We start from the raw sequence: 21,129 nt of genomic DNA, 5'->3' as shown, positions 1-21,129 counted from the left end.
ATTTCATAAGAAAAGTGGAGCGATAAACAGCATGGCAGCTACTGTATTAGAAGGTAAACCGATTGCCAACCAGGTTTATGCACGTTTGACATCACAACTGACACTATTTCAGGAAAAATATGGGAGATTCCCGGGATTGGCAGTGGTGAAGGTGGGAGAAGACCCTGCTTCGGAAGTTTATGTGCGTCATAAAAGGAAAAAATGTGAGGTGCTGGGAATTCGTTCATTTGCGCATGATTTTCCAGCAACGGTGACTGAACAGACGCTTTTGGACTTGATCGATTCTTTGAACGGCAATGATCACATTGACGGAATTTTGGTCCAATTGCCGCTTCCCAAGGAGATTGATGCCAATAAAATTATTGAGGCGATTGATCCGGATAAAGACGTGGATGGGTTCCATCCCTATAATATGGGGAAACTGTTTGCCGGGTTCCCGCGTTTGGTTTCCTGCACCCCGCTGGGGATCATGGAAATGCTGCAAGCAGCCGGGATTTCATTGCAGGGTAAAAAAGCCGTGGTCGTGGGACGGTCGAATATTGTGGGCAAACCCATTGCCATGCTGCTGATGCAAGCACATGCTACCGTTGAAATTTGTCATTCCCGGACTCAAAATCTGGCAGCAGAATGCCGGTCTGCAGATATTCTGATTGCAGCAGTAGGGAAAAAATTTTGTATTCTCGGCGACTGGATCAAGCCTGGGGCCGTGGTGATTGATGTGGGCATTAACCGGGATGAGAGCGGTTTGTGCGGTGATGTGGATTACAAAAAAGCCAGTGAAGCGGCTGCGTATATTACGCCGGTTCCCGGTGGTGTGGGCGTCATGACGATTGCCATGTTGATGGCCAATACGGTCAAGGCGGCCCGACTCAGAGAGGAGCGCAAGCAATGAGTGTTTCAGCCGGGAAGCGGGCACGTCAACGCAAATCCCCAAAAAAACCATGCCGGGATGCATCCTTATCTCCCAGTATATTCAAAGAAGATGCCTGGCGTGTATTTCGGATTATGTCCGAGTTGGTGGATGGATTTGAAATGCTGTCTACGATCGGACCGGCAGTCACAATGTTTGGTTCCGCCCGGACACCTCCCGGGACAAAATACTATAAGTTGGCACAGACCATTGCCAACAAGCTGGCCCGTGTCGGGCATGCGATCATTACCGGCGGCGGTCCCGGTTTGATGGAAGCTGCCAATAAAGGCGCCAGCCAGGCCAAGGGACGCTCGGTAGGGCTTAATATCGCACTGCCGGAAGAACAATCGGTCAATTCATATGTGAATCTGCCGATTGGATTCAGGTATTTTTTTGTTCGCAAGCTCATGTTTGTCAAATATGCCTCCGCCGTCATTATCATGCCCGGCGGGATGGGAACTTTGGATGAATGTTTTGAGGTGCTCACCCTGATCCAGACCGAGAAGATCCAACCGGTTCCGGTTATTTTGGTGGGTTCTGAATTTTGGAAGGATATGGTGGCCTGGTTTCATAAGACGATGATTGCAGAAGGTATGATTCATACCAAGGAGATGTCTATTTTCCGGGTTATGGATGATCCGGATGAAATTGTGAAAACCATTAGTCAACATACGCGCTCTATTCGAAAAAAGAATAAGGGAAAAGCCTGAAATTTCGGCGGAGTGCTGTTCAAATAAAAATTGTCCACTGTCATCAGACCACCCGGGTGATTTTGATTGACCACTGATTTACACGTACGATTTTTATCATGCCGGCGCGTACACAATGGGCAGCCTGCCCGGCGTACTTGTCCGGCGAATGCCGGGTGCCGGGTAAGCCGGTGGATTTTTATGACTGATGTGTTTTTTCTAAAAAAAGCATTCCGACCGGTTGGTAACCGGATGTTTTGTGGATTAGGACAGCAATGGTTTTGGAGGGTTATTTTCCCGGGTAATTGGAGAGGGGAGTTTTTTTACAGCTTGCGAATTGACAATTCTGCAAAGAATTTGGTACGATTTGTGACGAGTGTTTTCAGACGTTATACTATCCGTAATCCCGAGAGGTCGAGAAGTATTTAAAACCTATGCAAAAATCATTTAATAGCACGCTTCAACAGATGTTGAAAAAAATTAATGCCCGGATTCGTACGCGCCTGCATTCCCAAGATGATTTTTTAAACGCGCTGCTGCGGTATGCAGCGCAAACCAAGGGTAAGCAATTAAGAGTTCGATTGACATTGCTTTCGGCACAACTTTGCGGCCGGATTAATCAGGAAGCGGAAGCCTTGGCTGTGGCATTGGAATTATTTCACTATGCGACCCTGGTGCATGATGACGTGATTGACAAGTCCGGCCGTCGCCGCCATGGGATGACGATGAATGCGCGCCATGGCAACGAGATTGCGGTTTTGGCCGGGGATTTTCTTTTTACGCAGGTGATGCAGATTTTATTTGAGGAAGTCCCAAAAAAAATTCAGGGGAAGGTTATACAAGCGGCCGGTATGGTTTGTTTCGGGGAAATTCAAGAACGGCAATACCGGGGAGCGGTCTCCATGACTGTTGCGCAATACCGGCAGGTGATCGAAAATAAAACCGCCAGCCTTTTCACGGCATGCTGTCAATGCGGGGGTGCGGTGACCGGGGGAAAGAAAAAGCAAATTGAACAGTTGACTGATTTTGGCCGGGCCTACGGCATGGCATTTCAGATTCAAGATGATATTCTTGATTTTATCGGCAACCCGGCCAAAACCGGAAAAGCCGCCGGTCAGGATCTGCGGGAAGGGCGCATCACACTGCCTGTGATTCTCGGACTTAAGCGCTTACGTGGAACACAACGCCGGGTATTGCACCATGCGGTGAAAAGCGGAACATTTAGAATCGGCAGTATTAAAAAGATATTGGTTGAAAATGGTTTGATTCAGGAGGCGCAAGCCATTGCGCAGATGTTTATCAAAAGCGCTGAACAGCGGTTACGGTTGTTCCCGGATTCCAAGCCGCGGCAGATGATGCTGGATATGGCCGCCGGGGTTGCAAATCGGGAACACTAGTAAAACTATTCCCGGTACGTGCTTTTTTTGTTCAGGCAAGATACGATATAAAGATATAAGCACAAGTGAATATCAAGCAGTAGTTATTGCCAATTTACCGGGTTTTCGTTTTTGCCTGAACAAAAAGAGCACGTACCGGGAATGGCTTGCAGTATGCCGGAGAATGTATGTTTAATCCTCCAGGAAGCGTTTTCAGTATTGCACAACGACAAAGCCAGGGAATGAATATTGGGTGCTGCCTGGAATACAGTTGGCTGGTTGAGTGAAAAATTCTTGTGCAACACTGAAAACGCTTTCTGGAGAATTTAGACAGTACACTGGGTCGATAAAAAAAGGGAAGGAGGACAGGCACACATGGAAATAGGAGCTTATACAACAATTGCGATAGCCGCAGGGGTCGGGATTTTTTGTTTGGCCGCCGGCGTATTTATTTCCTGGCTGCTGCGTCCGCAAAATCCCACAGCACTTAAGCTGGAACCTTATGAATGTGGTGAACCCACGGTGGGACCGGCGCGCATTCGTTTCCGCTCGTTTTTTTACCTGTTCGCCATTGTCTTTGTCATTTTTGATGTTGAGGTGGTTTTTTTATTCCCCTGGGCGGTTGCGTTTCGAAAATTGGGATTGTTCGCGTTTGTTGAGATGATCGTCTTTATTGCGGTGCTGCTTTTAGCATTGGCATATGCCTGGCGAAAAGGAGCTCTGCGATGGCAGTAATTGAAAAAATTACAGGAACAGTGGAGAAATTTCCCGGCGGCGGGGTTCTGCTTTCTTCTGCGGAATTTTTTATTAACTGGGGACGCAAAAATTCTTTGTGGCCGCTTACGTTCGGCCTTTCATGCTGTGCCATTGAGATGTTTTCCACCGGAGCCTCGCGTTTTGACTGGGCGCGTTTCGGCAATGAGGTATTGCGGGCATCGCCCCGTCAGGCGGATATGATGGTAGTGGCGGGAACGGTTTGTTGGAAAATGGCGCCGCGTATTAAGCGGCTGTATGAACAATTGGCGGAGCCGCGCTATGTGATTGCGATGGGTGCTTGCGCGGTTTCCGGGGGGCCTTTTTATTATGAATCCTATGGGACCGTTCGCGGTGTGGACAAGTTGATTCCGGTGGATGTGTATCTGCCGGGTTGTCCTCCCAAACCCGAGGCGTTACTCCATGCGATTTTAGAATTGGAAAAGAAAATTTCCAAAGAGCGGTTGCCCGGCCGGAAAATCCAGGAGAGGACGAAATGAAATCAGTACGCTGTGAGCAATTAAAAGCGGTTTTTCCGGAATGCGCCTGCAGCGCGTCCGGCGGGTTTGGACTGGTATTGACTTTGCGAACGGTCAAGGAGTTGACCGGTGTTTGTGCGACGCTGCATTCGGGGTTTGGTCTGGATGTTATGGAAGATTACACCGCCCGGGATTGTTTGGAAGGGTTTGAACTGGTTCTGCATATGGTGCGGTCGCTGGACAACCAAACGCATCTGACCGTGAAGGTTGTACTCGGTCGCGAGGAGCAGGTTCCCACGCTATCCGGTTTGTTCGGATGTGCACAATGGTATGAGCGGGAAATTTTTGATATGTTCGGTATCGTATTTTCCGGACACCCTGATCTGCGGCGTATTTTGCTGCCGGAGGATTGGCAAGGCCACCCGCTGCGCAAGGATTACCAGGATGAAAAACTTTTAAAGCGGCCGGGGAATCTATCATGACGGATAAACTGTTTTTCAATAATCAAGAGATTGACGAAACATTGGATACGGATGCCATTGTGCTGAATATGGGCCCGCAGCACCCCAGCACGCATGGGGCCTTGCGCCTGATTTTAAAACTGGATGGCGAGAAAATTGTTTCGGCAACCCCTGATTTTGGGTATGTACACCGCGGTTTTGAAAAAATGGCGGAGAACATGACCTATCTTCAGTTTCTTTATCTCACCGACCGTATGGATTATTTATCTGCGATTTTTAATGAGTGGAGTTATTGCATGGCATGCGAGACGCTGGCCGGAATTGAGGTTCCTCGCCGGGCGGATTATCTCCGGGTGATCACAGGCGAAATGTGTCGTCTTTCGAGCCATTTGGTTTGGTTGGGCAGTATGGGCATGGATTTGGGGGCGTTTACACCGCTGACCTATACGTTTCGTGAACGTGAAATGATTCTTGAATTGTTTGATTTACTATGCGGGCAACGGATGACGTTTAATTACGTGCGTATCGGTGGTGTGAGCCGCGATATCCCATCGGGTTTTGCAAAGCAACTGGAATCTTTTCTTGATTACTTTGAAAAAATCCCTGATATGTATGATCAGCTGCTCTCGGACAATGCCATTTTTTTAGCCCGCACCAAGAATATCGGGATCATTGATGCTGCGCTGGCTCATTCACATGCCATGACCGGTCCCAATCTCCGCGGTGCCGGTGTGGCGCTGGATCTTCGCAAAACAGATCCTTATTCAGCCTATGCAGAGTTTGATTTTAATGTTTATGTTCAATCAGAGGGGGATGCGTTGGCCCGTTACCGTGTTCGGGTGGAAGAGATGCGCCAAAGTACAGCCATTATCCGTCAGGCGCTGGCGGGGTTGCCGGAAGGTGAGATCAGCGCCAAGGTTTCCCGGGTTTTTAGACCGCCGGCAGGCGAGGCGTACGCCCGGGTGGAATCTTCGCGGGGAATTCAGGGATTTTATCTGGTTTCCGACGGGTCTTCCAAACCGCAGCGTTGTAGAATTCGGGTTCCCAGTTTTGCCAATCTTTCCGTGCTGCCAAAAATATTGCAGGGTGTCCAGGTTGCGGATGTTGTGGCGATTATGGGGAGTATTGATTTTATTGTGCCGGAGATTGACCGATGAATTATCTTTTTCAACCCGACCAACTGGTTGCCCTGGGAGGGGCGGGATTGCGCACCTTGGCGGCGTGGGCCGGTTTGCCGGTTTGGGCGGCGGATATGACAGGTACCGTGTTGGTGATGTTCGGGTTGTTCGGGTTTTGCGCACTGGCTGTAATGGTGTTGGTATACGGTGAACGGAAAATTGCCGCGCATATGCAGGCCCGGATTGGTCCCATGCGTGTCGGCTGGCATGGTATTTTACAGGTAATCGCAGATACCATAAAACTGATGCTCAAAGAGAGCGAGATTCCGACCCAAGCGGACCGGCCGTTGTATCGCGCCGCACCCTATGTCGTTTTTGTGGCGGGATTTCTTGCGTTGATTGCAATACCGCTGAATAAAAATTTAGTGCCGGTGAGCCTGAATGTCGGCTTGCTTTATATTCTTGCCATCGGGACGCCCGGTGTGATCGGCATTTTGATGGCCGGCTGGAGCTCGGGAAATAAATATTCGCTTTTAGGCGGTATGCGCTCGGCAGCACAGATGATTAGTTATGAAATTCCGTTGGTCCTCTCCGTCTTGGGTGTGGTCATGTTGGGGCAGACGCTGGATTTGTATAAGCTGGTTGAGGCGCAGTCGATATGGTATATCGTTTTCCAGCCGCTGGGATTTATTATTTTTCTGATTGCCGCAGTGGCCGAGACCAACCGGAATCCATTTGATATCCCTGAGGCGGAATCGGAGCTGACAGCAGGGTTTCATACCGAGTACGGTGGTATCCGGTTTGCGTATTTTTTTTTAGCAGAGTACGTCAATATGTTTGTACTGAGCGCGCTCGGTGCAACCCTGTTTTTCGGCGGTTGGCGCGGACCCCTGCTGCCGGGATGGTGCTGGTTTCTTTTGAAAACCGGCGCAATTTTATTTTTGTTTTTTTGGTTTCGCTGGACGTATCCACGGCTGCGGACCGATCAGCTTATGGCTTTATGCTGGAAAGTGTTGACGCCGCTGGCATTTATTAATATTTTGATAACCGGATTGATATTGATTTTATTATGATTATTTTATAGTAGGGCGGGATAACCCCGCCCCTGCAGTGAAAAGGATGAAATGAAACGATTTTTCAAAGAACCCTGGGATGTTGTTATAAGCTTGGTCAAAGGATTGGCGATAACGCTGCGCCAACTTTTTTCCAAGCCCTGTACAATTCAGTATCCGGAGGAACGTTTGATATGGCCCGATCGTACCCGGGGCCGGCTTGTTTTGCCGCGTGATCCGGAAACTGGAAAAAATCGTTGTACCGCCTGCATGATTTGTCAGCGTAGTTGTCCCAACGGGTCCATTGAAATTACCGGCCGGACCAATGCCGCAGGCAAGAAAGAGGCGGAGGATTATTTACTTCATCTGGACCGGTGTACATTTTGCGGGATATGCGTGGAGGTCTGTCCGTTTGATGCACTGCGTATGTCACATGAGCATGAACTGGCGGTGACGGATAAAACCGCGTTGACACTGCATTTGCAGAATGAATCAATTGAGTTTAATGAAAAATGGCGGGGCGGATTACCCGGCAAGCAGGATTGACCGCAACCGTGTTGAAGAGAAAAGGAGTTTGTCCGGCATGACACTAGCTACGATCGGTTTTTATATTCTTAGTATGATCGCCATCATTGCTGCGGTGGTGACCGTGACCAGCCGTAATTTGTTGTATGCGGTATTGGCTTTGGCAGTTGCCTCGCTGGCAGTTGCCGGTTTGATGCTGACGTTATCCGCCGAATTTTTAGCGTTTGTCGTGATTTTGGTTTACGTGGGTGCTGTAGTGGTGATCGGTGTTTTTGCTGTGATGCTGACCGGGCAGTTTAAAAAGCCCACACTGCCGCCCAGCAATGAACTCAAAATTCTTGGTGCCGGGGTTGCAGCCGCCCTGACAGGCATATTAATCGGGGTGGTATTAGTACAACCGATTGCGCCGGTTTCGGCCGCCCATACGGTATCCGTACAACAGATCGGCCGCTTATTACTTACCGAGTATGTATTGCCGTTTGAATTGGTCTCCGTGCTGTTGTTGGCGGCACTGGTGGGCGCCATTGTGATTGCCCGGGGCAAGGAGGCGCAATGATGGAAGGATTGAGTATGATTCACTATCTGATTGTTTCAATTGTTTTGTTCGGCATCAGCCTTTATGGTGTTTTTACCCGGAGGAATGCCATCGCGCTTTTACTCGCAATCGAATTGATTATGTTGGCAGTGGCTTTGAATTTTACTGCTGCAACCTATTTTTTGGGACATGCCGGCGGCCAGATTTTTGCTATTTTTATTATTACCGTTTCGGCGGCTGAAGCCGCAGTGGGATTGGCCCTGGTCATTGCAATCTATCGCAGGCAAAAAAATGTGGATCTTGACCAATTAACGCTTTTAAAGGGATGAGCTGAAAATGAGGAGTTTTGCATGATTGACCATGCCTGGATTATTCCCGTGCTGCCATTGGCGGCTGCTGCGCTGGTAGCATTGTTAGGCAGGCGGGCAAGTAAAATTGCCGGGAGCATCACTGCGGGTGCCGTGTTTTTTGCACTGATTATTTCGCTTAAACTATTGACCAGGCTGATTGTCAATCCCGGTGTTAATCAGGTCACTGTTCCCTGGGTTGAATCAGCCGGCAAGCTGGCTTTGGAAGCCGGCATGTTGATTGATCCGCTTTCAGTTTTGATGCTGGTGCTGGTTACATTTATTTCCTTGATGGTGCAGATATATTCCCTGGGATATATGGCGGAGGACCCGGACAAACCCCGCTATTTTTCCTATATATCGCTGTTCACCTTTTCCATGATCGGGCTGGTTATGGCCAACAATCTGGTTATGATTTATATGTTCTGGGAATTGGTGGGTCTTTCCTCTTATTTATTGATCGGGTTTTGGTATCAGAAACCCGAAGCTGCCAATGCCGGAAAAAAAGCGTTTATTGTGACCCGGTTTGGTGATTTGGGATTTTTAATCGCAATATTGCTGCTGGGATTTCTGCTGAATACCTTTAATGTTATTGAAATCGGTCAGGCGGCAACAGCGGGGAAGTTAAGCGGTGGCATGGCAACCCTGCTGGCATTGCTTATTTTTGCAGGCGCGGCCGGCAAGAGTGCACAATTTCCTCTGCATGTTTGGCTGCCGGATGCCATGGAAGGTCCGACACCGGTTTCTGCGTTGATTCATGCAGCAACGATGGTGGCGGCCGGTGTTTTTTTTGTGGCGCGGGTCTATCCGGTTTTTCAGGCGTCTGAAACAGCGATGCTGGTGATCGCTTATGTGGGAGGCTTTACCGCGATTTTTTCCGCCAGCATCGGCTGTGTACAAAATGACATCAAACGTATTTTGGCATTTTCCACGATTTCACAACTGGGGTATATGATGATGGCCCTGGGGTGCGGCGGTTACAGTGCCGGCTTGTTTCATTTGATGACCCATGCGGCATTCAAAGCACTGCTTTTTTTAGGCGCCGGATCGATCATTCATGCAGTGCATACCAATAATATCTGGGAGATGGGTGGTTTGCTGCGGCGGATGGGAATTACCGGGACAACCATGTTGGTTGCTTCATTGGCATTGGCAGGTGTTTTTCCTTTTTCCGGTTTTTTTAGCAAGGACGCTATTTTGTTTGCCGCGTTTGATGCCGGGCGCATGGATTTGTTGGTGATTGGTCTGGTGACTGCGTTGTTGACCAGTTTCTATATTTTCCGGATGTTTTTTATTGTTTTTGCCGGTCAACCGTCGCATGGGCATCGCGGACATGAATCCCCCCCCAATATGACAGTACCGCTTATTTTTTTGGCATTGCTTTCTATTGGTTTGGGATTTTTCCACAACAGCTTTAGTCGTTTTATCGCGCATGCCTTTGGGGCTGTTCAAGAAACAGCGAGCCATCATAACCGTTTGATTCCCATGTTTGCTTTTTTAGCTGCGGTCCTTGGTTTTGGTTGGGCCTATATTGTTTATGCGCAAAAAGCGGTGTCAGCTGCACTTTTGGAGCGGCGATTTTCTTTTTGGCACCGGTTGATTGGCAACAAATATTATATTGATGAACTATATGCTTTTTTTGTCCGCTATGTGCTGTTTGCCCTTTCGGAAGGGCTGGCTTGGTTTGACCGGCACATTATTGACGGCGCGGTGGATGGTTTAGCCTGGCTCTGCCGGGTTGGCGGCGAAGGTATGCGCCGGTTGCAAGTAGGACGACTGCATGCCTATTTGCTGGCGTTTTTTGTCGGATTGATTGTGATGATCGTTACCTTGCTGATTGCCAATGACGATGTCATGGCGTTTTTGCTGTAAAGGTACCATTCTATAAAAATTCACGGATTTACCCGGCATACGCCGGGCAGGCTGTCCGTGGTATTTTTGTCGAGAGATGTTCGCCCTGCCTAGAGCATGGCAGGATGTCGCACCGAGTAGTTAAAAACCATATTCGGTGCTCCACCTTCGGCGATATTTTTACTTGCTTCATCGATGGACTTACGTCCATCGTGTTCGCACTAGCACGATAAGGAGTGTTTTTCATGTTGTTATCAAGTATTTTGGCCACACCGCTGGTGACGGCGCTGGTGATCATGTTTTTGCCGCGTGAACGCACGACCTGGCCCCGTTGGGCAGCGCTGGCCGGAACCGTGCTGGCGGTGATACTGACAACCCTATTGGTGATGCGTTTTGATGGTGCTGCCGGCGGTTATCAGCTTGCGGTGACCATGCCATTGATTCCTTCCATCGGGATTCAATATGCCCTGGCAGTAGACGGCATGGGACTTGTCATGGTCATTTTAACTGCGATTATTATTTTTACCGGTGTTTTGGCATCCTGGGAAGTCGACAACCGGCCTCAGGAATTTTTTGCATTTCTGTTGGTATTGGTCACCGGCGTGTTCGGCGTGTTTATTTCCCGTGATTTGTTTCTTTTCTTCCTTTTTTACGAGATCGCAGTATTGCCGATGTATCTGTTGATCGGCATTTGGGGGACCGGAAAAAAAGAGTACTCCGCCATGAAGCTGACGCTTTATTTGATGCTGGGGAGCGCACTGATGCTGGTGGGAATCCTTGCGCTGTATTTTAGCGGCGCTGTTCAGAATTTTCATCTTGAGATAATTGCTCAAAAAATGTTTACACCCGGGTTTCAAAAAATAGTTTTCCCGGTCCTGTTTTTGGGTTTCGGAATACTGGCAGGATTTTGGCCTTTTCATACTTGGTCGCCGGACGGACATGCTTCGGCACCAACAGCGGTTTCCATGCTGCATGCCGGCGTTCTGATGAAGCTGGGGGCTTTTGGTATTATCCGTATTGGGATTGAATTGCTGCCCATTGGGGCGAGTTTTTGGGCACCCTATTTGGCGCTGTTTACCTTGGTTAATATTGTTTACGGTGCCATGGTGGCTATGGCCCAAACCGATCTTAAATATGTGATTGCCTATTCGTCGGTCTCGCACATGGGGATTGTTTTGCTGGGTATTTGCACACTTCATCCCATTGCTTTAAATGGTGCGGTTTTGCAGATGTTTTCCCACGGCATTATGACCGGTCTTTTCTTCGCCCTGGTGGGGATGGTTTATGGCAGGACCCATACGCGAATTATTCCCGAGATGGGCGGATTGGCAAAAAAAATGCCTTTTTTAGCCATGGCATTTACTGTCGGCGGGTTGGTTTCCCTCGGGTTGCCCGGATTTTCCGGATTTGTCGCTGAGTTGCTGGTTTTTCTGGGCGCGTTTCAAGTAAGACCCATCTTAACTGTTATTGCAGTAACCGGTATTTTATTTACGGCCATTTATGTGTTGCGGGTTGTCCAGAAAATATTTTTTGGACCTGAAAAAACCGCCTTTGCAATCATTTCGGATGCTAATTTTATTGAAAAACTTTGTCTGAGTATTTTAATGTTGGTGTTGCTCGCGGTGGGGATTTACCCGAAAGTATTGATTCAATTTATTAATTTGAGTATTGAGCCGATTCATGCGCTGTTGGGAGCTGTTCAATGATGAACTGGTACCATCTTCAACCTGAAATAATTATTGCAATCACCATGGCGGTTCTCTTGGTTTTAGATCTGATGGTGAAATCAGGTCAGCGTAAGTGGCTGTCCGTGACGGCATTGCTCGGGACAGTGTTGGCGCTGGCAAGTTTATGGTGGGCGCCTTTGGGTGGTTTTCAGCAGGCTTTTGTTTTGGACGGCATCGGCCGGTACATAAAAGCGATTATTTTGGGAACCGCCGCCCTGGTGATTTTATGTGCCTGGGATTTTGACCTGGTTTGGAAAAGACCGCTGGGTGAATTTTTTGTATTATTGCTGGCTTCCACCTTGGGCATGCTCTTTTTGGCATCAGGCACGGAGCTGGTCTTATTGTATGTTGGGCTTGAATTGGCGACATTTCCTCTGGTCTTGCTGACAGCCTATTGCCCTCAGGATGCCCGGTCAGCGGAAGGTGGGCTGAAATATTTAATTCTGGCGGCGCTGGGTTCGGCAGTTTTTATTTTTGGGTTTTCATTGGTCTATGCCATCACCGGCGCAACCACATTGGATGTGTTGCGAGAGACCGTCGCAGCGTGTTTTGATTCTCCGGTTGTTTTGACAGGCCTGCTGCTTATGCTGGCTGGACTGGGATTTAAAATCGGACTGGTGCCGTTTCATATGTGGGTGCCGGATGCCTATGAGGGCGCACCCACACCGGTGACCATGTTTATGTCGGTTGCCGGTAAGACTGCCGGGCTGATTTTGGCGGTCCGGATTTTGGCAGGTGCTTTTTCAGCTGTTCAGGAGACATGGGGAAGTTTTTTGGCGGTTTTATCAGCGGCAACCATGTTGTTGGGAAATTTTGCTGCGATTCCGCAAAAAAATATTAAGCGCATGTTGGCCTATTCGGCAATTGCGCAAGCAGGCTATTTGATCATGGGATTGGTCGCCTTTGAGGTGATGGGAATTTCTTCAATGCTGTATTATCTGGCAGCCTATTTGTTTACCAATTTAGCGGTGTTTGCAGTGGTGATCGCAGTTGAGCGTCACACTGGATCTTGTGATATTTCCGCCTTCAATGGGTTGGCGCAAGTGTCGCCGCAGCTGGGGCTGATTATGATGCTGGCGCTTCTATCCCTGGCGGGGATACCTCCCCTGGCAGGTTTTACAGCTAAATTTTATCTTTTTGCAGCAGTGTATGGTCAAGGCTTTGTTTGGCTGGTGGTGTTGGCAGTGCTCAATTCAGCACTGTCACTCTATTATTATTTGCGCGTCGTGCGTGCGGTTTATATAACGCCGCCGGCTGCAAATGCCGCCGGTCCATGGGAAGTCCCCGCGCCTTTGGCAATTGTGCTGGCAGTGACAGTCATCGGTATTTTGCTTCTGGGCATCTATCCGGGACCGTTTGTTGAGATGGCACGTATCGCTGCGGCATTTGTTTTATAAAGATCAACGGGCCGACGCCCATTGTGTTCGCGCCGGCAGGATAAAACAAGCCGGGGCGGATCTTTCCTCAATTGCAATTATTGGAAAATATTGTATAATCATGTTCAATTCATTTATGGATTGATTTTAGCCAATCCCGGATGAATAGGCCGGGGAGGCGAAAAAGTATGAAGAAGCAACACTCGTTTTCACGGCAGCGTACAGAACAAACCCAGGTATTTGTACCTTGTGCACCCGAACTGGCTTACTGCACTGATTGCGGGAAAAACCGGAGCACCGGTCAATGCCCCCGCATAATATCCTTTCATAACGGAGGACGTCGGATTGACGGAGAACCGGAAAGGTCTACTCAAAAAAAAGACCAGTATTAAGCTGGAATTTTCCATCTGGGTTATTTTGCTGCTTTTGATTACCTCAGGAACGATTGCATGGTTTTTATTACAGGCGGAAAGCAAAGCCTTGACCAGGGAAGTCACGCGCCGGGGTATTGCCTTGACGCAGTATGTTGCCACCCACAGTGTAGATCCTTTTTTAACCGATGACAAATTAACCCTGGCAACCTTGGTTGCTGATGTGATGAAAGATGCAGATATTATTTATGCAGCGATTATTGACCGGGATGGCCGGGTGATTGCATCGGGAAAATCAGATGAAATCGGAAAAGCCTATCAAAGACCGAAAGGGTTTTATCCGCTTGACCGTCCCGAACCCAAGATTGCGAACTGGCTTCATCCGGAAGAGGGATGGGTCATTGATATCGGCATGCCGCTTATCCTCGAGGGCAAAGCGAAGATTGGCGAGATTCATCTGGGGATATCCTGCTCGACGATCAGCAAGGTTGTCTCAGCGGCCTGGCAAAGCGCGGTCGGGTTGGTCGTATTTTTTATGTTGGCCGGTTTGGTGGGCTCCATTATTATTGTGACCATTATGCTTCGGCCGGTTTCTGAATTGATGCGCGGTGCTGAAGCGATTGGTCGTGGTAACCTGGATTACCGTATTCCGCCGGTACGCCGCAATGAGTTGGGCCAGTTGGCGGAAACATTTAATTTGATGACCGAGGAATTGAGAGTTGCCACCGAGCAGGCATTGGAGCAGGAGCGGATTAAAAAAGAACTCCAGGTGGCCCAACAGATTCAGCAAATGCTGCTGCCCAAGCATTTGCCTGAAATTGAAGGTTATTCTTTTGGATCGCTTTATCGCAGCGCCAAAGAAGTGGGCGGTGATTATTATGATTTTTTTCAAATCGATCCTGAGCATCTTGGGGTTGTTGTGGCGGATGTGTGCGGGAAGGGTGTGCCGGCCGGATTGTTGATGAGCGTGGCGCGCAGTATTTTAAAAAGTATCGCCCCCGCACAGCTCTCGCCGGGACAGGTGCTCAAGGCATTGAATCGGGTTCTTATCAATGACTTCAGCCGTGGCTTGTTTATTACGATGTTTTATGCGATCATCGATGTAAGTAAACGGACCATGGTTTATACTTCGGCAGGCCACAACCCGGTTTTGGTCTACCGGAAGAAAAAGGCGGAATGCCTGGAATTGAATATGAATCCGTCGTGCCTCCCTTTAGGTGTTGACGGAACCGGAGTATTTGATAAATTAGTACAGGAAAAAAAATGTGCCCTGCAAAAGGGGGACGTGGTCATTTTTTATACAGATGGCGTGACAGAGGCAATGAATGGGAGCGGTGAAGAATTTGGCATTGAAAGATTGACCGAATCTTTGCAAGCGAATGCAGGGGAGAGTCGGGCTGATGAAATGATTGCTGTCTTAGATCGGGAGTTAAACCAATTTTGCGGCGATGTCGATCAGAGCGATGATATTGCCGTTGTCACCATGAAAGTTGAGTAATACCACCAAAGAAGGGGAGTTTCATTCATGCGCAGAGACGGTTCCATTACCATAGACGTTAGAAAAAAAGAAGAGCAGGGTGTCACGATTGTAGATGTTGCAGGGGTTGTGGATACCGGGACAACGCTTATTTTGGACGAGCATCTATCGGCCCTCTTGCGTGATGATCAATATAAATTGATCATCAATCTGATTGAAGTCACCTATGTTTCATCTGCCGGTTGGGGTCTGTTCATCAGCCTTTTACAGAAGACCCGTGAACAAAAGGGAGATATTAAATTGGTGGCCATGAGCCAGGAAGTCCGGAATGTTTTTAATATGCTCGCATTTTCCAATCTTATTTCCGCTTACTTGACTGAAGAAGAAGCGGTCGCTGCATTTCAACAAAGCTGACGGAATTGAATATGAAAAAAACAGCCCTCCGGGCCGGATTGGTGGCACTGTTGTTTGTCGCAGGGTGTGCTGCTGAAAAAACCCCTTCTTTGCCGGTATTCATTGAAACGGTAGCAGTCGACCGGAAACCTCACAGCATGATCCAGGATATCCTAAAAGAAAAAATACTGGTGAGTTGCTTTGGCAGCGAAAGTATTGTTGCCGTATTCTTGAAAAACAAAACAGTTGATAAAAAATATACAGTTCGCAAAGGGCCGGCGGGTATGATTCGCGATGCGCGCAACCAATTTATTTATTGCCTGCATGCGCATGAAAATGCGATTGTTATTCTGGGCGGGAATCCCTTGCGTGTGAAGCGTAAATTAGGTACCGGTGCCATGTCTCTGTCCGGCGGCGCCATGCGGCCCGGTTGGAATGAGCTCTGGATTTGTGATGGCCTCTCTGCGGTTTCGGTTTTGCAGACACCATACATTAAATTAAAGAAGAAGATCCAGTTGGGACGCTATCCCCAGCATATTGCTTTTTCCCGTGACGGTCGGCGGGCGTATATAACCCTCAAAGGGGAAAATGCGGTTGCGGTTGTGGATACGAAAAAACGGGAAAAAATAATGGATATCCCAGTGGGGATTTATCCCAAAGATATTATTATTTCGGGGAACACCGCGTGTGTCTCCAATTTTGGTTCCCAAGATATCTCGATGATTGATATCGAGAAAAATAAAGAAGTTGCCCGTATCAAGGTGCGCAAAAATCCCAATTCACTCTCCATTCACAAAAATACGCTCTGGGTTTCCTGTGAACGTTCTTACCGGTTGATGGCGATTGATATTAATCAGGCAAAGATTATCGGGACGGTAAAAGTCGGCTTCTATCCCGGAGCGGTCAAAGCACTCAAGGATGGGTCCCTGGTGGTTGCCGCACCCAAGAAAAACCGGATTGCATTTGTTACCTTGCAAGACGGGATACCTGCCAAAGATTAAACGTTGTTTGGTTGTTTACGCCTATTGTGCGACATGTCCATCGGTTATCGGATGTTTTTTTATTTTAAAATGTAGTTATTTTGACGCGCCAGCCTCAATAGTTTTGAGTCGAACTTCGACGATACCGGGATTTTATAAAAAATAGTTATTGCCGGGAATCCCGGTAATGTTGACAAAACCCTGGAATCCTGGTATTTTATTGATATGAAAATACATATTCCCAACAGCGCATTTCTAGGAAATATAGATCCATTTTTTCGGGGATTTGATCCCTTAGGTCCCAATCGGCTTGAGATTACAGCGAATGAAAAGTGGATCTCTGTACATCCTGTTGTTTTATCAATGATCGCAGCATTAGGTGTTTCGAGGAAACCAAAAATAAAATGTGAGAAGCTTGAAGCAAAATCAAAGCATTATCTTGTTCGTATGGGGCTTTTCAAAATGCTAAATATACCATCCGATATCAGCATTGTAGAGCACGAGCCGGCTGGAAGATTTATCCCATTAACACAGATTCATACATCTACGGACCTTACAAGATTGATTACAGAAATGATTCCGTTATTACACCTTGAGCCTGAGCAATCTCAAACCATTGGTTATATTATTAGCGAGCTGGTGCGTAATGTGATAGAACACGCAGCCTCAAAGGATGGCGCTTTTTTATGCGCGCAGTACTACAAGAAAAGCAATACCATTCGGATTGGCATTGCCGATACCGGTGTTGGTATTAAAACCGCAATTAACCAGTCTTATTCCGCAAATACGGATTTGGAAGCGATCCAATTGGCTCTTTGGCCGGGGATTACCGGCGTAACCCGCAGGGAAGGCGGAAGCGAGCAAAATGCAGGTGCCGGATTATTTTTTATCAAGTCCATTGCATGGGTAAACCGCAATTTTTTTATTATTTATAGCGGGAATGCCATTTACAAATTACTGAGAAGGTCGCCAACATCGCGGTTGCGTTTAAACGCTGATTCATTAAAAGACAGACACTCCACAGACGAGCAGCTTCCATTTTGGCCGGGAGTCATTGTTGGAATAGATATTAACCTTGATCAAACGGAAGAATTTTCCAATTTATTGGATGCGATACGCAAGGTATACACAGATGCCATTAAAGAGAGAAGAAAAGCGAGATACAGGAGTCCGAAATTTACATGAAAAAAATTTCTGTGATTGATCGGGCGGGCGCTTTTTCCGAAAACAAGGATATTGCCAGAGATATCAGAATGAATGAAGTTATCCCGGCATTGAAGCGAAATGAAAAAATCGTGTTTGATTTTAAGGGAGTGGATGCGGCAACTCAGTCGTTTATTCACGCACTCCTCAGTGATATTTTAAGAAAATATGGCGTTAATGTTCTTGACCGTATGGAGTTCAAATCCTGTAACATCAAAGTTCAAAAAATGATTGAAATAGTTGTTGAGTATATGCAGGAGGGAATGGGAATTGAATCCGGCGATGATTGAGGATTCCCAAGACGGGTTCCTGGTGGTTGCCGCACCCAAGAAAAACCGGATTGCATTCGTCACCTTGCAAGACGGGATACCCGCCAAAGAATAAACATCATTTGATTGCCTGTGCCTATCACGCGAAGCATCCGTTGCTAAATCAGCCGTACATTGTCTTCTTTTTTCCCTGACAATTTTTTTGTAGAAAAGCTACTTTAGGAGGAGCACTCCCCCTGAATCAAGCCGGAGAAAGAGCTCCCCGATGTTTTCAAATAATATTTTATTGCTATGCGAGATTAAGTAATAAGGCATGAAATTAATCCTTTCATCGTGGTCTATTTAGTTAGACTGAAATGAAGGAAATTCCATGCATTTTTTTTAGCCTCCGAATAACATTTATCGCTATTTATCGTAAGAAAAAAAGAATAAATTCCGCAAAATTAAGTCCAATAGTGTATGTCATCATTTATCCAACATCCTCTAATTTTATTAGCCGCTGCCGCTTGTCTGGGAAGTTATGCCGGATGCCGGATATCCCCGGAATTTCCCAGAGCAGTGCTTACCCTGGCACTGTTGGTTTTGCCGGGGGGATTTTTTTTTAGAAAAAAGCGGATGGGTATTTGGATTTTGCTGCTGGGTGTTTTTCTGGTTTTTTGGGCGCGGGCCGGTATCACCCTGCATTGGGAAAGCACCATTGATGCTTTCGGGCCGCGCAGAGATATTTGTATTTCAGGTGTGCTCAAAGGTTTTCCGGTTTATGATGCCCGCCAGGGCAGATGGAAAGGTGTGATCCGGTGCAGTCAGGCAACTTATAAAAATCAAAATTATCCAGTTGCCGGAAAAATCCAGTTTGCGGCTTCAGCAAATAGACAGAGGTTCTACCCGGAACAGCCGGTCATGCTCAAGGGAAGTTTGACGCGGGTTGATCCACCGATGAATCCGGGAGAATTTGATTATAAATCATTTCTGCACAGACAGGGAATCACCATGCGGATCACGGGGCACTTGGAATCCCGGGAAAGCAGCAGGTTTTCTCCAATACGGATGCTTTGGAGATTTGTCGGGACACTTCGCTATGCACTTGAAGATGGTATCCGGGAATCAGTGCCTCAAAAAGCGGTGCCGTTTATTCTGGCAGTGACCACTGGCAACCGGAGCGGCTATGATACTTGGAAAAGGGAAATGCTTACAGTATCCGGTTTGGCCCACCTGATTGCTATTTCAGGATTGCATGTAGGAATTGTTTATGTCACGGTTTTGTTTATTGTCTCGTTTGCAGGGGGAAAGCGAAGTGCTGGACTGCTGATAGGGCTATCAGTTGTCGCAATGTTGGTTTTGATAACAGGAATAAAAGTTCCGATTTTGCGTTCTTTCGTTATGCTCGCGGGAGTAACTACAGCTTCATTTTTTTTTAAAAAAGGTAGTATGGCATCGGGTATTGCATTTGCTGTTCTAGTGCTCTTGATTTCCTATCCATGTGCTGCTTATGATGCAGGATTTCAGCTGTCGGTGATTGCGACGATAAGCATTTGCTGTTCTTTATTAAAATCATGTGAAAAACCACCAAGAAAAAGTTTTGTTTCAAAGTATATTCTAGGGTCGCTCCGTGTGTCAGGTGTAACACTGCTGGGAACGCTTCCAATTGTGCTTTTTCATTTTTATCAATTAACCCCCTGGGCAATTTTTTCAAATTTGCTTGCAGTTCCGCTAATTGGAGTAACTGTTATCTTTGGATTTCTTTCAGGTGTATTTAGCAGCCTTCCACTAATTGGAAAGTCAATCGGATTTATTGCATCGCTGGGCGTTGTTGGTCTCGAAGCAATTGCAAAGGGAGTGAACTATCTACCGTGGAGTCGTGTTTTTTGTCCAAGAATGCCGCTTTCATGGATTTTTGGTTACTATTTTCTATTTTTTAGTTATTTTTATATTGAAAATAGAAAATTGAATGAGGAAAAAGAGGATCGGTTTTATAAATATATAAAAATGATGCTGTGTATCGCTGCAATTGCATGGGGAGCACTTATCCACGGTTTACCTCCCCCAATGGAGGAATCCTTTAAAGTGACATTTTTATCACTTGCGATTGGCGAATCAACATTGATTGAAACCCGCTCAGGAAAGAAAATTTTAATTGACTTGGGAACAGAGCCGGATTTTTTCTGGCGTATCAAACCAGTGCTGGCGCATAAGGGAATCAATCACCTTGATGCTGTCATTCTGTCCCATGCCGATAGTGACCATGCCGGGGGATTGAAAGCTTGTTTAACTTTTTTTAAGGTTCATACACTCATCTATGGCGGTGGCAGGTTTACCAAGAACAATGACAATCAAGCTATTGAAGCTATTGAAGCTATGATTGATTGGAAAAAATCCCGGGTTATTCAAATGCAGCGCGGCGATACGATACGGCTTCATCCCCGAATAATCCTCAAAGGACTCTGGCCGCCCCGAGGGATGACAGCACAAAATAATGCACAGAGTCTGGCCATCTTACTCAAGTGTGAGGGGATCGGCATGCTCTTTACAGGGGATGCGCCGGCATGGGTGCAGCGGCAGTTGGTCATTGGGGAACCGGTGCAGGTTTATAAAGTCTCGCATCACGGGGATGCGCAGGCCAATGATGTGGGACTTTTAACTCGTTTGCAGCCGATTTTTTCAGTGGTTATGCCGGGGAATAAAAATCCATTCGGATTTCCGGATGACCACCTCATGCAGACCCTGCGACTTTGTTCGCAGCAGGTGCTGGATACACGCGCACAAGGGGCGGTTGAAGTGATTTTTATGCAAGATGGATCACACGCTTGGCGTGCCGGGCGCTGGGAACATGATAAACTGCAACCGATTGCAGGGGGAGAGGAAATCTGATAGAATCAGGCATGCAGATTGTTAATCAGAGCCGGCAATGCATTTTGGCGACGCAGGTACAAGTCGCCGCTTCTTTTTGGCGACGACTGAGCGGCTGGATGTTTCAGGCCCTGGTTTTGCCGGAGCAGGGTCTCTATATTAAATCATGCCGGGGTATCCATACGTGGGGCATGCGGTTTCCGATTCGTGCACTGTATATCAGCCGGGCAGGAATTGTATTGAAGGTACAAATTTTACATCCGGGGAAAACAGGGCCGTGGTTATGGCACTGCCGGGGTGTTTTGGAATTACCCTTATCGAACAAGCCGGGAGGTTTGTGTGCCCCGGGAGATCAGCTGCTTCAAATACATGGAAATGGATGGTGACAAA

Annotated in this window: 21 protein-coding genes; all 21 read left to right on the top strand. The window is 47.4% G+C overall.

The features are described from left to right. The first annotated feature begins 31 nt into the window (after positions 1-31). The 21 genes from folD to K8S19_13015 all read left to right on the top strand — a co-directional run bounded on the left by folD (position 32) and on the right by K8S19_13015 (position 21,125). Entirely contained in the window at positions 32-892 is an 861-nt protein-coding gene (gene folD / locus K8S19_13115) for a bifunctional methylenetetrahydrofolate dehydrogenase/methenyltetrahydrofolate cyclohydrolase FolD (GenBank protein ID MCD4814617.1), read from the top strand. Then, the gene (locus K8S19_13110; protein MCD4814616.1) at positions 889-1,620 is read left to right on the top strand and encodes a TIGR00730 family Rossman fold protein; all 732 of its coding nucleotides are present in this window, start codon (positions 889-891) and stop codon (positions 1,618-1,620) included. Before folD ends, K8S19_13110 begins: the two co-directional genes overlap by 4 nt. Before the next feature lie 413 nt (positions 1,621-2,033). Beyond that, the gene (locus K8S19_13105) at positions 2,034-2,996 is read left to right on the top strand and encodes a polyprenyl synthetase family protein (protein ID MCD4814615.1); all 963 of its coding nucleotides are present in this window, start codon (positions 2,034-2,036) and stop codon (positions 2,994-2,996) included. Between the two features lie 354 nt (positions 2,997-3,350). Then, positions 3,351-3,710: an NADH-quinone oxidoreductase subunit A gene (locus K8S19_13100; GenBank protein MCD4814614.1), complete on the top strand. Its 360-nt coding sequence runs from the start codon at positions 3,351-3,353 to the stop codon at positions 3,708-3,710. Beyond that, on the top strand, positions 3,701-4,228 hold the full coding sequence (locus tag K8S19_13095; GenBank protein MCD4814613.1) for an NADH-quinone oxidoreductase subunit B: 528 nt from the start codon (positions 3,701-3,703) through the stop codon (positions 4,226-4,228). The genes K8S19_13100 and K8S19_13095 overlap by 10 nt, the downstream gene beginning before the upstream one ends. Next, positions 4,225-4,689 carry an NADH-quinone oxidoreductase subunit C gene (locus tag K8S19_13090; protein ID MCD4814612.1) on the top strand — a complete coding sequence of 155 codons (465 nt, stop codon included), beginning with the start codon at positions 4,225-4,227 and terminating at the stop codon, positions 4,687-4,689. Before K8S19_13095 ends, K8S19_13090 begins: the two co-directional genes overlap by 4 nt. Next, positions 4,686-5,825 (top strand): NADH-quinone oxidoreductase subunit D, encoded by a 1,140-nt coding sequence (locus K8S19_13085; GenBank protein MCD4814611.1) that lies wholly within the window; start codon positions 4,686-4,688, stop codon positions 5,823-5,825. The genes K8S19_13090 and K8S19_13085 overlap by 4 nt, the downstream gene beginning before the upstream one ends. 95 nt (positions 5,826-5,920) lie before the next feature. Beyond that, positions 5,921-6,859: an NADH-quinone oxidoreductase subunit NuoH gene (gene nuoH / locus K8S19_13080; protein ID MCD4814610.1), complete on the top strand. Its 939-nt coding sequence runs from the start codon at positions 5,921-5,923 to the stop codon at positions 6,857-6,859. A gap of 51 nt (positions 6,860-6,910) precedes the next feature. Then, positions 6,911-7,384: an NADH-quinone oxidoreductase subunit I gene (locus K8S19_13075; GenBank protein ID MCD4814609.1), complete on the top strand. Its 474-nt coding sequence runs from the start codon at positions 6,911-6,913 to the stop codon at positions 7,382-7,384. A gap of 73 nt (positions 7,385-7,457) precedes the next feature. Then, positions 7,458-7,919 carry an NADH-quinone oxidoreductase subunit J gene (locus K8S19_13070; protein MCD4814608.1) on the top strand — a complete coding sequence of 154 codons (462 nt, stop codon included), beginning with the start codon at positions 7,458-7,460 and terminating at the stop codon, positions 7,917-7,919. Beyond that, positions 7,919-8,227 carry an NADH-quinone oxidoreductase subunit NuoK gene (gene nuoK / locus K8S19_13065; GenBank protein MCD4814607.1) on the top strand — a complete coding sequence of 103 codons (309 nt, stop codon included), beginning with the start codon at positions 7,919-7,921 and terminating at the stop codon, positions 8,225-8,227. Before K8S19_13070 ends, nuoK begins: the two co-directional genes overlap by 1 nt. A gap of 21 nt (positions 8,228-8,248) precedes the next feature. Next, positions 8,249-10,117: an NADH-quinone oxidoreductase subunit L gene (gene nuoL, locus K8S19_13060; protein MCD4814606.1), complete on the top strand. Its 1,869-nt coding sequence runs from the start codon at positions 8,249-8,251 to the stop codon at positions 10,115-10,117. Between the two features lie 215 nt (positions 10,118-10,332). Next, entirely contained in the window at positions 10,333-11,802 is a 1,470-nt protein-coding gene (locus K8S19_13055; GenBank protein MCD4814605.1) for an NADH-quinone oxidoreductase subunit M, read from the top strand. Next, on the top strand, positions 11,799-13,220 hold the full coding sequence (locus K8S19_13050) for an NADH-quinone oxidoreductase subunit N (GenBank protein ID MCD4814604.1): 1,422 nt from the start codon (positions 11,799-11,801) through the stop codon (positions 13,218-13,220). Before K8S19_13055 ends, K8S19_13050 begins: the two co-directional genes overlap by 4 nt. 324 nt (positions 13,221-13,544) lie before the next feature. Next, on the top strand, positions 13,545-15,068 hold the full coding sequence (locus tag K8S19_13045) for a SpoIIE family protein phosphatase (GenBank protein MCD4814603.1): 1,524 nt from the start codon (positions 13,545-13,547) through the stop codon (positions 15,066-15,068). Positions 15,069-15,095: 27 nt separating this feature from the next. Next, entirely contained in the window at positions 15,096-15,461 is a 366-nt protein-coding gene (locus K8S19_13040) for an STAS domain-containing protein (GenBank protein ID MCD4814602.1), read from the top strand. An 11-nt stretch (positions 15,462-15,472) separates the two neighbouring features. After that, complete coding sequence (locus tag K8S19_13035) at positions 15,473-16,441, top strand: hypothetical protein (protein MCD4814601.1); 969 nt, start codon at positions 15,473-15,475, stop codon at positions 16,439-16,441. 204 nt (positions 16,442-16,645) lie between these two features. After that, positions 16,646-17,605 (top strand): ATP-binding protein, encoded by a 960-nt coding sequence (locus K8S19_13030; GenBank protein MCD4814600.1) that lies wholly within the window; start codon positions 16,646-16,648, stop codon positions 17,603-17,605. Continuing rightward, complete coding sequence (locus K8S19_13025) at positions 17,602-17,913, top strand: STAS-like domain-containing protein (protein MCD4814599.1); 312 nt, start codon at positions 17,602-17,604, stop codon at positions 17,911-17,913. Before K8S19_13030 ends, K8S19_13025 begins: the two co-directional genes overlap by 4 nt. 438 nt (positions 17,914-18,351) lie before the next feature. Then, positions 18,352-20,760, top strand: a complete 2,409-nt coding sequence (locus tag K8S19_13020) for a DNA internalization-related competence protein ComEC/Rec2 (protein ID MCD4814598.1) — start codon at positions 18,352-18,354, stop codon at positions 20,758-20,760. 11 nt (positions 20,761-20,771) lie between these two features. Next, positions 20,772-21,125 (top strand): DUF192 domain-containing protein, encoded by a 354-nt coding sequence (locus tag K8S19_13015; protein MCD4814597.1) that lies wholly within the window; start codon positions 20,772-20,774, stop codon positions 21,123-21,125. Positions 21,126-21,129 lie beyond the last annotated feature (4 nt).

Source organism: bacterium, from assembly GCA_021108215.1.
Classification (GTDB): domain Bacteria; phylum Oederibacteriota; class JAAXVQ01; order JAAXVQ01; family JAUVAV01; genus JAIORK01.
The sequence above is the reverse complement of the archived record's forward strand: the minus strand, read 5'-3'. Positions and strand labels throughout refer to the sequence as shown.

Bases quoted from the DNA above. Each gene is read 5' to 3' on its own strand.
- folD (MCD4814617.1), top strand. From the start codon at position 32: ATGGCAGCTACTGTATTAGAAGGTAAACCGATTGCCAACCAGGTTTAT.
- K8S19_13035 (MCD4814601.1), top strand. From the start codon at position 15,473: ATGAAAAAAACAGCCCTCCGGGCCGGATTGGTGGCACTGTTGTTTGTC.
- K8S19_13100 (MCD4814614.1), top strand. From the start codon at position 3,351: ATGGAAATAGGAGCTTATACAACAATTGCGATAGCCGCAGGGGTCGGG.
- K8S19_13025 (MCD4814599.1), top strand. From the start codon at position 17,602: ATGAAAAAAATTTCTGTGATTGATCGGGCGGGCGCTTTTTCCGAAAAC.
- K8S19_13110 (MCD4814616.1), top strand. From the start codon at position 889: ATGAGTGTTTCAGCCGGGAAGCGGGCACGTCAACGCAAATCCCCAAAA.
- K8S19_13050 (MCD4814604.1), top strand. From the start codon at position 11,799: ATGATGAACTGGTACCATCTTCAACCTGAAATAATTATTGCAATCACC.
- nuoL (MCD4814606.1), top strand. From the start codon at position 8,249: ATGATTGACCATGCCTGGATTATTCCCGTGCTGCCATTGGCGGCTGCT.
- K8S19_13020 (MCD4814598.1), top strand. From the start codon at position 18,352: ATGTCATCATTTATCCAACATCCTCTAATTTTATTAGCCGCTGCCGCT.
- K8S19_13040 (MCD4814602.1), top strand. From the start codon at position 15,096: ATGCGCAGAGACGGTTCCATTACCATAGACGTTAGAAAAAAAGAAGAG.
- K8S19_13105 (MCD4814615.1), top strand. From the start codon at position 2,034: ATGCAAAAATCATTTAATAGCACGCTTCAACAGATGTTGAAAAAAATT.
- K8S19_13015 (MCD4814597.1), top strand. From the start codon at position 20,772: ATGCAGATTGTTAATCAGAGCCGGCAATGCATTTTGGCGACGCAGGTA.
- K8S19_13075 (MCD4814609.1), top strand. From the start codon at position 6,911: ATGAAACGATTTTTCAAAGAACCCTGGGATGTTGTTATAAGCTTGGTC.
- K8S19_13030 (MCD4814600.1), top strand. From the start codon at position 16,646: ATGAAAATACATATTCCCAACAGCGCATTTCTAGGAAATATAGATCCA.
- nuoK (MCD4814607.1), top strand. From the start codon at position 7,919: ATGGAAGGATTGAGTATGATTCACTATCTGATTGTTTCAATTGTTTTG.
- K8S19_13090 (MCD4814612.1), top strand. From the start codon at position 4,225: ATGAAATCAGTACGCTGTGAGCAATTAAAAGCGGTTTTTCCGGAATGC.
- K8S19_13070 (MCD4814608.1), top strand. From the start codon at position 7,458: ATGATCGCCATCATTGCTGCGGTGGTGACCGTGACCAGCCGTAATTTG.
- K8S19_13095 (MCD4814613.1), top strand. From the start codon at position 3,701: ATGGCAGTAATTGAAAAAATTACAGGAACAGTGGAGAAATTTCCCGGC.
- nuoH (MCD4814610.1), top strand. From the start codon at position 5,921: ATGACAGGTACCGTGTTGGTGATGTTCGGGTTGTTCGGGTTTTGCGCA.
- K8S19_13085 (MCD4814611.1), top strand. From the start codon at position 4,686: ATGACGGATAAACTGTTTTTCAATAATCAAGAGATTGACGAAACATTG.